We start from the raw sequence: 15,323 nt of genomic DNA on the forward strand, positions 1-15,323 counted from the left end.
AACATATATGATGATTGAAGATCAAGAACTTCGAGATGTATTTAAAGTCGCGAGTCAAGAACACTTACAGAAACTAGACGACGGATTGCTGTACTTAGAGCAACATCCGAGCGACTTAGGTAAGTTAGAACAATTGTTGCGCGAAACCCATTCTCTTAAAGGTGATGCTGGGATGCTAGGCGTAAAAGATGTAGTATCTTTAGCTCATCAAATGGAGCATATTTTGGGAGACATCAAGCGGGGGGAAACTCAACTGAATTCGGATATTAGCGATCGACTTTCGCAAGGTTTAGAAGCCATGCGGAAACTCGTTAACGAAGCCGTTACCGGGGAAGATTCCGGCGTTAATACTTTTTACATCCTCGCTAGCATGATGGGTGCTTCTACTGAGCCACAGCCAGCAGCCTCAATAGTAGATGCCTCATCTTCACAAGTACCAGAACAACCGTTGGTAGAACCGCAATTTACTGAGCCTGCTACCCAAGAACTAGAAACAAATGTTGAAACTTCTCAAGTTCTTAACTTAGAGAAAAATTCCTCTTTTTTACCCTTACAATCCAAGCCAGAATTTCTTGTGGAAGCTCAAAACTTGCCTGCACCTTCTGAACCAGCCACTGCATCGGCTTCGCAGTCGGCAGCTACTGCCTCCTTAGCCTCATCTTACCGCATTGAAACCATTCGCGTTGCTACTCAAAATTTAGACGATTTAATGACTCAAGCAGGGGAACTTACTGTCACAAAAACTCGGCTAGGACACCGAGTTGCAGAGATAGAAAAAATTACAACTTTGTGGGAAGAGTGGAGCCGAGAATATTTTGTAACGAGGTTGACTGTTGATCGGATGCAAATAGATGAAAACGGTATTAAAGCCAACGGTAAATTTAGCCAATTGCAGGATTACTATCAACGTACAGAAGAACGTTTAGAAAGTCTCGGAACTTTAGTTAACCACTTGAAAAATCGAGTTTATGAAGATACTGCCAGACTAGAATTAATCGCTGAGGCATTAGAATCAGGAATTCGCACTTTGAGACTGCTGCCTTTGTCTACTATTTTTAATTTATTTCCTCGAACTGTTCGAGACTTAGCGAAACGGGAAGGTAAAGAAGTTGCATTAGTGATTGAAGGAGGCGAAACTACAGCCGATAAACGCATTTTAGAGGAAATGAAAGATCCTTTAATGCACATGATTAGAAATTCGATAGATCACGGTATTGAGACTGTTGAAGAGCGGAAAAAACTAGGTAAACCTCCCGTGGCTACTCTCCGAATTAAAGGCTATAATATGGCTAGCAATATTATTATTGAAGTTGCTGATGATGGGCGTGGACTAAATCTAGAGAGCATTGAACAAACGGCTGTAAAGCGTAATATTTGTACGATTGAAAAACTGGCAGAAATGACAGACCATCAAATACAGTCTTTGATTTTTACTCCGGGTTTTTCGACCAAGAAATTTGTTACCGAAGTATCGGGGCGCGGGGTAGGTTTAGATGTAGTTCGGACTAATGTTGAAGCCCTAAAAGGTAGTATCCAAGTAGAGTCTTTACCGGGTAAAGGATGCACTTTTAGACTGCAAATTAGCACGTCTTTAGCTACAGCAAATGTATTAATTGTCATAGTTGAAGACATTCCTTATGCTCTACCAGTCGAGTTTGTAGACACGGCTCAACAGGTGTCTCAGTCTGAGATATTTGCTATAGAAGGTAAGGAAACTATACTTTCAAACGGTCAGCCTCTTTCAGTTGCTCATCTAACAGATTTACTAGAATTAAACAATAGACAAGGATGGCAAAAAAATCGGTATTTGAGGCAGGAAAGCGGGAGCGAAGCTCTGAGAAAAAATCAAAACTACTTCCTCAATTCAACTTCTTCAAAAATGCCTTGTATTGTTTTGAAAGTTGGGGAGGAAAGATTGGGATTATTTGTAGATGCTTTGATAGACGAACAAGATGTGGTGATGAAACCTCAAAGTCAATTGCTGAAACGAGTGCGAAATGTTTCGGGTGCCACAATTCTGGGGACTGGGGAAGTTTGTATGGTACTCAATCCCCACGATTTGATAAAATCTGTACGCCAGCAAGTTTCCTCCCGTATGGTTGCTGGTGCGCGATCGCAACTTGAGACTGCCAGCAGAAAACAAGTTATACTGTTAGCAGAAGACTCGATCGCCACGCGCACTCAAGAAAAGCGCATCCTGGAAGGTGCGGGTTACGAAGTTGTGACTGCGGTAGACGGATTGGATGCTTTCCATAAATTAAAAACTCGCAATTTTGATGCTGTGATTTCTGACATACAAATGCCAAATTTAGACGGTTTGGCTCTGACTATAAAAATTAGGGAGCAAAAAGAATACAGTGAGTTGCCGATAATTTTAGTGACATCTTTGGCATCGGATGAAGATAGAAAAAGAGGAGCTGATGCGGGGGCAAATGCTTATATTTCTAAAGGTACTTTCAATCAAGATGTGTTGGTAGATACACTAAAAAGGTTAGTTTAGTCATGAGTCATTAGTCCTTGGTTATTAGGCATTTGTTATTTACTACCAATTAACAAGGCTCAATACCCAGTACCCAGTGCACAATTAGCAGTGCATCGATGCTGAATACCCAATACTTTGACTACGCGGTTACTGAGCTAGTTGTACTGAGCTTAGCCACTCGCTCTGCCCGGCTTGCCCGCTCACGAAGCCCAAGGGAAGTAAGTCGTAGGGCATTACAAGTGCCTAATTCCCCATTCCCCATTTCCCATTCCCCATTTTTCAGCAAACAGATGTTATCGCCCATTAAACTATTGTTAGTTGAAGATTCTCCAGTAGTTACGATCGTCCTCAAACGAATTTTTGAGTCCTCGCCCGACATCCAAGTTGTAGGAACCGCTCGCAACGGATTAGAAGGACTAGAATTAATCCCCAAACTTCAGCCCCAAGTAATCTGTACCGACTTGAACATGGCACCAATGAACGGGTTAGAATTTACGGAAGAAGTAATGAAGAAATATCCGCTACCCATTTTAGTAATTAGTGCCTCAGTACAAGCGAATGATACTCAGAATGTATTTCAAGTGTTAAAAGCTGGTGCATTGGATGTTTTTCCTAAACCGATGGGCGGGCTGGTATCAGATTACGTTCTTCTAGCCAATCAATTAATAGCTAAGGTTAAAATACTCTCAGGAGTTAAAGTATTTACACGGCATCAAAAAAAAATGCCAACACAAGATAATAATCAAACTGTAAAAATCAACCAAGCACCTGTCCCTAATTACAAATTTTCCAACGAAAATGTTAAATCCCCAACTATTAAAGTATTGGCTATAGGGGCTTCTACAGGGGGACCGCAAGCATTGTACGCAATTATTTCTAAGCTTCCGGCTAGTTTTCCCGTACCTATAATTTGTGTCCAGCACATCAGTGAAGGTTTTTTACAAGGATTAGTTGATTGGCTGAGTAATGAATCAAAACTGCCTGTTAAAATAGCTTCTTTTGGGGAATTGCCACAAGCAGGAACTGTTTATTTCCCGCCAGAAAAACGTCATTTAGAATTGGACTCTCAAGGGCGATTTTTTTATTCAGAAGCTGGTCATGCCGCGGGACACTGCCCTTCTGTAACCGTGACATTTAAGTCAGTAGCTAATTTTTATAGTCGGGGAGCAGCGGGGGTTTTGCTGACAGGAATGGGTAGAGATGGTGCTGACGGAATGTTGGCTATCGCCAGACAAGGAGGGTTGACAATCGCCCAAGACGAAGCTACCTGCATTGTCTTCGGAATGCCCAAGGAGGCGATCGCCCTCGGTGCTGCCCAATATATTCTACCTGTCAGTGCGATCGCCCCCCTACTCCTGGCTAAATTAAAAATTTAGGACTTACCTTGCAAATTGTGCAGAATACCCCGCCGCCAGACTTGTTAAAGAAGTCGAGGTTCAGAGAGTACCATCGCCACTTTTTAGTTCATTAACTACTCAAATTACTTCATTAATTACTCAAAACTAATTTTTTTCTAAGTCCGCTTATTTGATTTTGATAAACTTACCAATTACCTCGCGCAACTTATCAGCATCAAACGGCTTAGTTAAATACTCTGTTGCTCCCGCCAAACGCCCCTGTACCTTATCAAAGGCTCCATCTCGCGCTGTCAGCATTACGATCGGCAAATTCTGAAACTGAGGCAAGCTCCGCACCGTGCGGCAGAGTTCCAATCCGTCAATACCAGGCATCGAAACATCCAGCAACAAAACAGAAATTTGTTCGTGATAAATAGTTGACAAAGCATCCACTGCATTGTCGGTTACGAGAACTCGAAACTCTTTGCTTAAGGCCTGTTTAACAAGTCCTTGCATCACGACGCTATCATCAACTGCCAAAATAGTTGGTACTTGACTGCTACTTGCAGACATATTCTTCTCCCTGTTTATTTATAGTTCTTGAAAATACAAAACATACTTCCTGCAGTTATTTTTTGAGGGTGGCCTCTACACAATAATTGTCAACCCCGTTGGAGCGTTAGTTGAAACATTACCCCTGTTTTTTTACTTCAAACTCGAAAAAAGGAATTGGGAGAGTGGTCGATCGGCAATTACAAAAGTTGCCAAATGTGCATCCGGGCCCAGAAACCCTAAAGGTCGAGTTTGAACAACTATTGTTACAAAGTTTAACATCTTACCAATCTTTTGTAATTCATCTCCTAACAGTAGTTGAACTCCCGGCTAAGGCAGAGTTCGGTAAAGGACAGTGGTATTGTGGCACAAACCCCTGATTTAAATCTACCAGCAAGCCAGCTACCCACGATTAGACAAGTCTGTTAAAATACAATTAAACTGATAAAAAAATTCTAGATAAGCAATAGTCATATATTTTGGAAAGCGGCTTCCTCCCAACACAGGCTCTTAAATTTAGAGAGCCGGAGGTATTCAAAAGCATAGTCAACTGGAAGTATAATTTATATAGTCTAAGATTTGGGGTGCTCTAACTCCGATAACTCAAAAGTTTCCCGATCAGTCAAGAGGTTAGTCTGAATTCGGCGCAAGCAACCTGCGCCGAATTTGCGCCCAGAGTCTCCCAGCGCAGAATTCATAGCTTGTTTTTCAAGGGAAGTATTGAGAAGGGCGGTTGCCAGCAACTAGACGGGCAGTTACATATGATGAAAGCACCCTTGCCTCTTGGTAAAAAAGTGTTCAAGCTCCATAACATTGACTTGTATCAACTTCTCGGCTCTGCTCCAGACGCTTGCTTGGACAATTTGGTAGGTTTGGCAGCTCAAATCAGCCGAACTCCTATTGCTTTCTTGAGCTTGATTGACGGTAATCGCCACTGGTTGAAGTCGCAGTTAGGTATCGATCGAACTTTGGCCCACCGTTACCTGAATTTTTGCGATCGCGCCCTGAACCAAACTCCCGAAGAGTTTGCCCAGAGATCAAACTCAAACTCGGAATTTGACCGGGCAATTTCCCTGCAACAACCGCCAGTTGCTCCCGAATTGGCGGTTGAACTCCCTATCAATTCCTTTAAAGAACTGCCCGCCGCCATTTTCCGAGACGCTTCCACAGATGTGAGATTTGGCGAACACCCCCTGATCGTTTTCTACCCCTTCGTGAAATTTTACGCCGGCATCCCAGTTGTCAGCTCTCATGGCCAGGTGCTGGGAGTGCTATCCGTCATGGACTCGGTGCCGCGAGACTTGACAAAAGAAACGATAGAAGCTCTACAAGCTTTGAGCCGGCAAGTTGCGAGTTTGGTGGAGCTGCGCTGGCAATTACTCAAAGCCCAGAAATCGTTGACAGAGGTAGAAGATATCACCTCGAACAGCCAGCAAATCTCCGAGTTAGTTCCTGGCTCGAACCGTGACAGCTTGTGTGCGGTACATACGCCACAGAGCAGCATGAGAATATACCCAACAAAAAAGCTCCCGACGCTCGATGAAACAGGCAAACCTGAATATTTGTGGGAAACTTCAGCGAGCATTGGGCGTGCAGACGATACCAAACAAATCCGAGAAATCGTTGTCGGCTCCAGGGACATCTCCGATCGCCAACTAACGGCCGCGTCGCTAGAAGAGCGATTGCGCTTGGGAGCTCTGCAAGCTAAAGTCGGTGCCGCCCTCGGACAAGGTGGGAAAATATCGCCCATCCTCAACCGCTGCACCGAGGCAATGGTAGATTACCTCGACGCCAAAGAGGCGAGTATCTGGACGTTCAACCCGCAGACAGAGCAGTTAGAATTGCAGGCCGATTCAGGACTCAGCACCGAAGGGTGGCAACGGGAAATAGAAGATTGGGTGCGAGCAGAACCGGGAAAACTCCAAAGGGCTCCTGTATGCCTAATGTCGAACCCGTCTCTCTGCGCCATTGCCTATCCGCTGATAGTGGAGGAGCGACTGGTGGGAGTGATGGCTCTGTGCAGTAGCGCTTTGGTAAGCGAGGGAGCGCTAGAAGTTCTGAGCTGCATGGCTAATGCCATCGCCGTGGCGATCGATCGCATCACGGCCCGAGAAGAATTGTTGAGCCGCCGGGAAGGCTTGCTGTTCGGCCTCGCCAGCCAGATGCGAAATTCCCTCGACCTCGACAAAATTTTAGATACGGCTGTCAACGAAATTCGCAGCTTGTTGCAGGTTGACCAGTGCTACTTTTTGTGGTATTCCATCTCGCGAGACGGGCAGCCAAGCTTTGCAATCACCCACGAGGCGGCAAATCCCGAACTGAAGGAGCGGCTCACAGAATACCCGATCGAACAAGTAACCCTGCTGGCCGAGAAAATTTGCCACCGCCAAACCCTCCGGATCGGGGACGCGGCAACAGCACTCTGTATCGAACAGCCGACGCGAGATTTTTTGACCCGTATGGGGATTGTTTCTAACCTGCTGCTGCCGCTCAAGACTCGCTCCGGTCAAATGGGTGCTGTAGTTTGCAACCATTACAGCAGCCACCGTTCCTGGACGACAAGCGAAGTGGAATTGCTGCAAGCGGTGGTGGATCAACTGGCGATCGCGATCGACCAAGCCGAACTCTACGCCCAAACCCGCGCGGCAGCCTTAGCTGCTCAAACTCAAGCCCGCCAACTGACGGAAACTTTGCAGCAGTTGCAGCAGAAAGAAGCTCAGCTCATCCAAAACGAAAAAATGTCCTCTCTGGGTCAAATGGTCGCCGGCGTCGCCCATGAAATTAACAATCCAGTTAATTTTATTTACGGCAACTTGACTTATTGCAAGCAGTACATGAAAAATCTGCTGGATTTGCTGCACTTGTATCAAAAGCACTACCCCGAGCCTTGCCCTGAAATTCTCGACAAAAGCGAAGAAATCGATGTTGATTTCATAGTGCCGGATTTGCTGAAAATTCTGTCTTCAATAGAGATGGGAACTGAACGCATCCGCCAAATTGTCCTGTCTCTGCGGAACTTTGCGCGGCACGACGAAGCCGAGATGAAGCGGGTGGACATTCACGAAGGGATTGACAGCACGCTGCTGATTTTGCAGAGCCGCTTGAAGTCAAATGGACTCGTACCGGGAATTGAGGTAATTAAAGACTACGGCAAGTTGCCGAAGGTAGAGTGCTATCCCGGGCAGCTAAACCAAGTATTTATGAATATTTTGGCGAATGCGATCGACTCTTTGGAAAATCAGCCTCCACCCAAGACGATTAAAATCTCGACGGCGGTGGTGGCCCCAAACTCGGAGGCTGATGATTCAGGAAAGTCAAGCGGTCAAGTTGTGGTGATTCGGATTCAAGACAGCGGGCCCGGATTGGCCGAAAAAGCTAAATGCCACTTGTTTGACCCTTTCTTTACCACTAAACCTGTGGGCAAGGGTACGGGACTCGGCTTGTCTATCAGCTACCAGATTGTGGTGGAAAAACACGGAGGAAGCTTGAACTGTATCTCGAAACCAGGAGAGGGAGCGGATTTCAGGATTGAAATCCCGGTAGCTCGCCCCCGTGCGATCAAAGAATAAACCTGCAGGCGATCGGTTTCAAAAAGATTTTTTAAATTTTATTGTCAAAATGCTTGACAGATTGCTGTGTTTGAATGTTAAGATAGTGAAGGTTAAGACGTTGGGGCGTCGCCAAGTGGTAAGGCAGCGGGTTTTGGTCCCGCCATTCAGAGGTTCGAATCCTTTCGCCCCAGTTAAATTGTGTCCGGTGAATCAATTGTTGAACTGATTGTTTCTACTCTGCCCAAGGGCGACGAGAGAAGACCGACTTCATAACTACAAACCTAATTAGGACTTGTTCACAAAATATAAGAAACCGGCTTTCTTGCTGCGGATTTTACCTAAAAGCCTAGATTTGTGGTCAAGAAATTGGTTTTTTTGGTCGTCATTGCCCATTTTTGGCAGAAACCGTTGTTTGTGCGTAATATCACTTCTGAGTGCGCCGGAATTGTAAAATCGAGTCAACATTCAACACTCATATCAAATCCGGTTGCATTGGAATGATTAAACCGCTCTTGACGCAGAGAATACATAGGAAGAGAACAGAGAGATGAATAATTCCGATGCTACTGGATTTGATATCAACCATCCTTCAGTTTTTCGACTAACAGTCAACAGTCAACAGTCAACCCGCCCTAGTCCATATCACTGCACAGTGCTGGGGCCACGAGCATTTAGCCGATCGAAAACGTATCGGGAAATTGCAGGAAAGGCTGTTTCGTCCTTGGAATAAGCCGGATCGTCTGCAAAAACAACTAAGATATAAATCGCGCGATCGTCTAAAGTTCTGACAAATGCCGCTTCGCTGCGGGATTTGGAAGTATAGCCTACTTTGGAACCAAAATAAATATTAGTTGGTAAAGATTCGCCGAGAAATCCTTGTATCGAGTTGCTGGGGTCATTTTTCCAGGCCTTGGGGTCTAAGTCTCTCGTCAACAAGTAAGCCATTTTGCGGCTGGCGACACTAGAAACCGCTTGCCTAGTATAAATTTCATATATTAATCTGGCGGCTTGGTCGGTTGTTACTTGATTGCGAATCGGCTGGGAAGCATCGCCCCGCAATTGTAAGTCGCGACCGATTGGACCTTCTTGCCTCAAATAGTATATGGGATAATTTTTGGTGCTTATACGAATATCATTGTAGCCTGCAGACTGGAAAAATGTGTTAATTTGAGTGCGCTTTTTCAGCCATGTTTGCAACTCTTCTCCTGCGAGCCGTCCGCCGGATTTTGTATCTGTGATTTTGTCTAAAAGCCTGCTGGCAGAATCGTTGTTGGAGATGCGAATCATTTGCTCCAGGTCGTTTTTAAAGGCAGATTCTCTTTGCGTAATGAGGCCTTTTTCAATGGCTGAGTAAAACGCTGCCATCCAAAATAACTTGGCAACACTAGCGGGAAATCGGAGAGTTTGATTTTGATATCCGGCGAAGGTGTGAGTTTTGGAATTGCTGACATCAAATAAGGTAATTGATAGCCGTTCTGCAGGCAATCCTTTGCTGGTTGCAATTTTTACAGATTCATCAACAATCCCTTGCAATTCTTGAGAGTAAACGGGATTGGGAGGTGTTTTGATGTTGTAGCTAAACGTAGGCTCGCTTTGACGATCGGCTAAATTTTCCGATGGTTCAATTGTCGGAGGCGAGAGTGTTTCTTGAGGCGAGATGGGCTGTTGAGCCAAGATGACTGGCGGTTCTGGGGGACGGCGAATTCTGAACGGTATTGTGACAATCCAACCGATGGCGATCGCCCCGGCGATTAAACACAAAATGTTACGGTATTTTAGCCGAGAAAATTTCGTCCTCACTCGGCGACGAGATGGCACTGGGCCTTCGCTGCTTTGGCGTCGGCGTCCGACTGGGCTCTGGCTGCTATGGGGTCGGGATTGGATTAGACCTGTTGCATCAATCTTTGCTCGATCGGTCAACCGCAGATACAAGGCAGATGAACGCAGATTAACCCAGATAATTTCAAGAATTGAGAGCGACTTTTGCAAGAGGTCTATGGGGCGTCGGGTCTGGATTGGGCGACGAGATGGGACTGGGCGCTCGGTGCTTTGGCGTCGCGACTGGACTGGACGCTCGGTGCTTTGGCGTCGGGACTCGATTGGGCGTTGGGGCCCGATGGGGCGGCGTCGGCGTTCTACTTGCATTACAGTTTTGTGCTATCAAACTCGCACGATCAGTTTATAATAGGGCGGCATCTAAATGACAAGTGTATCGATCTAGTCCGCTGTTGCCAATTTTATCGGTCTACTAGGCTGATTGAGACTTCTAGTAATTGTAAAATTTTCAGGATAGCACTGAGTTGAAGCAAAATCCTTTGAAAAACATGAGAAATTTTTGGAGTCTGGCTGTTTTGGGATTTGCGATCGTCGGCGTGAATAACTCTTTGATACCTGATGTTTGGGCATTTCAGTCTCAATCTGCTACGGGATATGTTGTCGAGCGACAAACAGCAGGACAGGGCGTGGATTTAGCGTTTTCCTTGACGGGAAAAAGCGAAAATCTGGAAATAACAAACAAGCAAACTGTTTCCAGTTTGCCGAGTATGTTGTGGGACTTCAACAATTTAGCGGAAATTTCCTATTCCGAATTGCTGAATGTGCTGGCAAGACGACCAGACTCAAATAATACCGAGAGAGAAACCGCTGCACAGCCTGAAGACATAGCACGTTTTGAAAAGGTGGTACAGTATGCAAAACAACAAAATTTGCACGATCGCTCGATGGGAGAAATCGTCCAGGCGATCGCCGATAATTTCTTAGGAAAGCCCTACGCCGCTGGTTTGCTGGACAAATCCGGCGAAGAAAAGTTGATCGTAACTTTGAATAAATTTGATTGCGTTTTGTTTGTAGAAACTGTTTTGGCGATTGCCAGGGGCGTAGCAGTAGAAGATTACGACTATCAAAATTTTGTAAATCGCATAGAAGAACAGCGTTATTTAAACGGTAAAATCAACGGTTATTGCAGCAGATTGCACTATTTTTCCGAATGGATTAACGACAATCAAAAACGGCAAACTGTGGAAAATATCACCGCTGAATTAGGTGGAGTCCCCATGAATAAAACACTAAATTTCATGAGCCAGCACCGCAGCAGTTACCCGCAAATGGTCAAAGACGAAGCGACTTATCAGTGCATAGTCAGCCAAGAAGCAGAATTAGCAAAAACTACTGTTAATTACATTCCGACAAATCGGATAAAAAGTGTTTATTCTCAGTTAAAACCAGGGGATATTGTAGCAGTAGCCACGGATGTTAAAGGATTGGATGTCACCCACACGGGTTTAGTCTACCGCAATGCTGACGGCAATATGGGTTTAATTCACGCTTCGCCTGCTGGGGAGGTGACAGTTGCTTACGACTTGCAGAGATATATTAGGAGAGTCGAAAGTGCGATCGGCATTGTGGTAGCTAGGGCGAAAACTCCTAATTAAATTGGTTTGTACTGGGAGGGTGCATCAGCTTGCATTATTTTAGCTGAAAATTTAAAATTTCTGTACTGACGCACCCTACAAACTCTCGTGTGGGGTGGGCACGCGAGGCGCCTGGAATATAAAATTTAAATGCACAACAGCTTATTGAACAATTTCACTGCGAGATACCTTACTACTTCTAGCAGGATTTGGCGTTAATTCGGGTGGAGAAACTTGAACACTTCCCCACTCATTCAAAAAGCTTTTCAGCAAAACCTCTTGCTGAGTACGAAATGTCTCGACATTTGCCCCTCCATTCATAATCACAAACCACACAGTTTCTTGTTTTTGAGTTGGCAGGGCTCCGCCCAAAGCGCTAACATTATCCAACGTGCCAGATTTGACTACTGCTAATTTGGGAAGCGCCCGTTCTGCCAGTATTCCTTGATCTTTCCCAACTACAGTTAAGACATCCGCAACTGTCATGCTGTAAGGTTGAAGATAGCGTTCTAAAGCTATAAATAACGCGCAAGCAGCCCGGGGAGAAATGAGATTTTCTTCGCTCAATCCCGAACCGTTGACGAGTTGAATTTCTGCGGGCGGAACTCCGGTTGCTGCTGCTGCTTTTTGCGCGACAGTTTTGGCGCCGCCGACAGTATCAGCTAGCATATCTGCCATGAGATTGTTGCTGTACTGATTCATTTTTTTGATCAGTTCGGTAAGGGGCAAAGAATAATGTTTGACTAAAGGCTGCACATCGTTGGGAGATGCTGGCAAAACTTGTACAGTACCCTCAATGGCTATTTGGGGTTTCGGCGTATTGGGAGGCAGGGTTTGATACTGGGCGGCGGCTTCGCTGGGCCAGATTTGACTGTTCAATCCTTGTTTGAGCAATTCTCCCGATTTGAGGGGATCGAGTTCAAAGTTCATGTAAAACTTATCGACAATTATCAAATTGCCACTGACTCGCTTGATCCCTTTTTGATTTAAGGCGTTACCGAGGGCGATCGCCTCTTCCCATACAAACAACGGGTCGGCGTTTCCCTGTACAATTAAATCGCCTTTTAATACGCCGTTTTCAATTTTTCCCGTTGTACCAATTAAGGTGATAAATTCATGTTCCGGTCCGAATTCTTGCAGCGCTACCAGAGATGTTGCTACTTTGGTAATAGAAGCGGCTGACAGAGGAACTGTACCTTGATGATTTGCTAGCAAAGTATTGCCAGATTGCATCCAGACGCCTTGGTTTTCTTTGGCAAAACCTTGGGCTGCCAACCCGTTAAGATATTGCTGGATTTTGGTATTTGTGGCGGTTTCGGGATTGCTAACAGAGACTATTAAGGGCTGAGGTTGACTTGGTTTAACTGGGGGCGGAGAAGATTCAGCTACAGGAGAGGGAGATGCAAGTTGAGGTGATTCAGTAGCTGCACATCCGGCAATAATTGTGAGAAGGGCGATCGAACTCGCAGCAGTTAAGTAGGGGTTTTTCAGCATTACCTTAATTTTTTTCATCAAATGTACGATCGTCTGTTCGGCACGCCCGATGGAAATTTTAGCACTAGCCAGCGCATTGTAGAGCCTCCGCATCTGCGTTACCAGAATTGCGAACTGCTAACATTACCTCTCTTCTTCTCCATCTTCCTTCGCGTTCTTCGCGTCTTCGCGGTTCGTTCAATAGAGATTGTTTAAAGACTGCGGAATTTTATACCAATAGTCCGGACTGTTTTTAGTTCGTAGTCTGAAACCCTCGATTTTTCGTTGGTAGCTCGATTGCCTTGGAGCCGGGAAACCCTTATTCTACGGTTGGTAATCAAAAACTGTCCGAAGTATTGAAATCTAAAATCTAAAATCTAAAATCTAAAATAGTCTGATCCTCAGTGCCTGGGGCCTTCACCCCAGGCCGATCGCTCTCACAAATTTTCGATAAACTGGTTTATCCAGCCATACTCCCTATACTCAGCGGCACCATTTCGCCGTGCATCGTCAGGCCTAATAACATCGGCCCGCCCGGTCGAATCAACTCTCCTGTAAGCGCGCAGCGTTCCTCCTGCTGTGCTGTGGCATTAATGCTGGCTCGAATATCCGATCGAGAAAACATCTGGCGATACTCTCCAGACTTCTGCTGCACGTAATTCCAGAGCAAATCTCGAATCAAAGCTTGATAGCCTTGATTGCCCGCGAGCTCTTTAAGTCTCTCCTTGAGCTCTCTTTCTAGTCGAATGCTGGTGACTTCCATTTCGGTGGTTGAGGTTCTAGGTAGGGTATGCATAATTTTTTCTCCGTGACGGGTGGACATATGTGTAATATCAGTGTAGTATGTTTACAGCTAGATTGAAAGCCTCTTAACCACCTTCTGCCTACAGTGAAATTTCTCCCCACCTACTCCACCTATCAACTGAAGTGCGATCGCCCCACGAGTCACTCTGAGTCGTTACGGCACGTCTTTAGCACGGGTTTTGCGACTGTCGCAGCGACCTCGTGGGCGGGCTTGGGCCTAATTAAACCCGGTTATAGTGGATTAGGACAAACGGCAGAAATTAATTACAACGAGATAGACCGAGACGGTCTGCCAGTGGCACAGCCACATCGAGATACGCGAAGCGGGAGGTACAGCTAAACGACTGTACCAAGACAGGATGAAAATTTGCCTTTAGCAGTTTTTCTAGCCCCCGCTTCTAAGTAAGAGAAGCGGGGGCATTTGATTGGATATTTGAGAAATTCGATCCGCTTGGGGAACTGGGAAAAAACCAGATGTAGCCAATGCTGACGAAGCAAGCAAAATTCAAAATTCAAAATCTAAAATCTAAAATCCAAAATTGATGAGGAGGAGCAAGCCGTGACCGTAGTAACTGATGTATTGAGGCAATCTGTGGTGGTGTTTTCTCAAAATTACCTACCAATGAGCCGTGTCAACATCAAACGGGCGATCGTACTGTTGGTAACAGGCAAAGCTGAACCTCTGGATTTTAGCATCGGCAACGGCTGGCTGGTGCGATCGCCCAGCACCAGCATCCACGTACCCGAACAAATCCGCTTGACTTTTGGTAACAGGGAACGCCTGTGGAAAGTGCCCCCGGTCAATCGCCGGGAAGTTCTGCGCCGCGACGCTCATTCTTGCCAATACTGCGGTAGCAACCGACATTTGACGCTGGATCACGTGATGCCTCGATCGAAGGGCGGCCCGCATACTTGGGACAACGTGGTGACGGCTTGCGAACGGTGCAACTCTCGTAAGGGCGATCGAACTCCCATAGAAGCTGGAATGTCTCTGCGAACTAAGCCGAAGGCCCCCATACACCCCACTGTTGCTTTTGCCGAACTGTTTTGGCACGAATACCAAATAGGCGAATAGGGAATGGGAAGAATTTTAGATTTTAGATTTTAGATTTTAAATTGATGCGTAATTCTCATCTAAAATCTGCCCTAAATCGCAATTCCAAATTCCCGATCGCCAATTTTCAATTACCAATTTTAAACTTTCAATTCCAAATTTAGGGCTGTCAATATGCTGAAGTTGACTTACACTGAAACGGGCTTTAACCTAGAGCGTTTGGCTCAATCTCCCGAACAGTTAGTGGCGCTGCGAGTTGTGCTGGCTATGCGAGTTGGTCAAAGCATCAGCGTCGAACCGAGCACTGCGGCATTTTTGCTGCCCGCGAATTTGCCGGCGCTGTCTCTGTTGGAATCTGAGGCCCGCCGAAACGACAACGATGCGATCGAGCTTTGTGTTGCGGATACTGACTTTGTAGAAGTGACTCTGCGCGGTACGTGGATTTCTGAGGTGTCCGAGGGGGCTGACGGCGTGTTTGCGACTGTATTGGGCGATCGGGCGGAGCTCTTGCTGCTCAATCTCTGGCTCGAAACTCAGGCTGCTGCGGAGGTTGTCGGGGAAGTCGGCGATTAATATCGGATGTGGAAGGAAGAGGGAAGAGGGAAATATTTTCTTCATCTTCCACTTTCTCCCACTCCCCACTCTTCACTCTCCCTCTCT

At 45.9% G+C, this 15,323-nt stretch carries 10 protein-coding genes and 1 tRNA gene; 7 read left to right on the top strand and 4 right to left on the bottom strand.

Features of this window, described 5'->3' with window-relative positions:
- Positions 1–10 precede the first annotated feature (10 nt).
- Together QUA23_RS11365 and cheB are read left to right on the top strand one after the other, a co-directional pair.
- Entirely contained in the window at positions 11–2,500 is a 2,490-nt protein-coding gene (locus QUA23_RS11365; protein ID WP_333076112.1) for a hybrid sensor histidine kinase/response regulator, read from the top strand.
- A gap of 272 nt (positions 2,501–2,772) precedes the next feature.
- Positions 2,773–3,858, top strand: a complete 1,086-nt coding sequence (gene cheB, locus QUA23_RS11370) for a chemotaxis-specific protein-glutamate methyltransferase CheB (protein ID WP_333076079.1) — start codon at positions 2,773–2,775, stop codon at positions 3,856–3,858.
- Positions 3,859–4,005: 147 nt separating this feature from the next.
- Here cheB and QUA23_RS11375 read toward each other — a convergent pair whose 3' ends face one another.
- Positions 4,006–4,392, bottom strand: a complete 387-nt coding sequence (locus QUA23_RS11375; protein WP_015175702.1) for a response regulator — start codon at positions 4,390–4,392, stop codon at positions 4,006–4,008.
- A gap of 740 nt (positions 4,393–5,132) precedes the next feature.
- On the opposite strand from QUA23_RS11375, the gene QUA23_RS11380 reads away from it, so the two are divergent.
- Positions 5,133–7,940: a GAF domain-containing protein gene (locus tag QUA23_RS11380; RefSeq protein ID WP_333076081.1), complete on the top strand. Its 2,808-nt coding sequence runs from the start codon at positions 5,133–5,135 to the stop codon at positions 7,938–7,940.
- A 101-nt stretch (positions 7,941–8,041) separates the two neighbouring features.
- Positions 8,042–8,113, top strand: a tRNA-Gln gene (locus tag QUA23_RS11385).
- Between the two features lie 451 nt (positions 8,114–8,564).
- On the opposite strand, the gene QUA23_RS11390 is transcribed toward QUA23_RS11385, so the two are convergent.
- Positions 8,565–9,740, bottom strand: a complete 1,176-nt coding sequence (locus QUA23_RS11390; RefSeq protein ID WP_333076083.1) for a serine hydrolase — start codon at positions 9,738–9,740, stop codon at positions 8,565–8,567.
- Between the two features lie 506 nt (positions 9,741–10,246).
- On the opposite strand from QUA23_RS11390, the gene QUA23_RS11395 reads away from it, so the two are divergent.
- Positions 10,247–11,353 (top strand): N-acetylmuramoyl-L-alanine amidase-like domain-containing protein, encoded by a 1,107-nt coding sequence (locus QUA23_RS11395; protein ID WP_333076084.1) that lies wholly within the window; start codon positions 10,247–10,249, stop codon positions 11,351–11,353.
- A gap of 141 nt (positions 11,354–11,494) precedes the next feature.
- Here the strand turns inward: QUA23_RS11395 and QUA23_RS11400 are convergent, their stop codons facing one another.
- Both QUA23_RS11400 and QUA23_RS11405 read right to left on the bottom strand, forming a co-directional pair.
- The gene (locus QUA23_RS11400) at positions 11,495–12,826 is read right to left on the bottom strand and encodes a D-alanyl-D-alanine carboxypeptidase (RefSeq protein ID WP_445243492.1); all 1,332 of its coding nucleotides are present in this window, start codon (positions 12,824–12,826) and stop codon (positions 11,495–11,497) included.
- A 439-nt stretch (positions 12,827–13,265) separates the two neighbouring features.
- Entirely contained in the window at positions 13,266–13,601 is a 336-nt protein-coding gene (locus QUA23_RS11405) for a ribbon-helix-helix domain-containing protein (RefSeq protein WP_039886507.1), read from the bottom strand.
- A gap of 567 nt (positions 13,602–14,168) precedes the next feature.
- Here QUA23_RS11405 and QUA23_RS11410 point away from each other — a divergent pair.
- Both QUA23_RS11410 and QUA23_RS11415 read left to right on the top strand, forming a co-directional pair.
- Positions 14,169–14,684, top strand: coding sequence for an HNH endonuclease (locus QUA23_RS11410; RefSeq protein ID WP_190660760.1), 516 nt, complete (start codon positions 14,169–14,171; stop codon positions 14,682–14,684).
- Positions 14,685–14,837: 153 nt separating this feature from the next.
- The gene (locus QUA23_RS11415; RefSeq protein WP_333069077.1) at positions 14,838–15,236 is read left to right on the top strand and encodes an alr0857 family protein; all 399 of its coding nucleotides are present in this window, start codon (positions 14,838–14,840) and stop codon (positions 15,234–15,236) included.
- Positions 15,237–15,323 lie beyond the last annotated feature (87 nt).

Origin of the sequence: Microcoleus sp. Pol1C5, assembly GCF_036701115.1 — a bacterium.
GTDB lineage: Bacteria > Cyanobacteriota > Cyanobacteriia > Cyanobacteriales > Microcoleaceae > Microcoleus.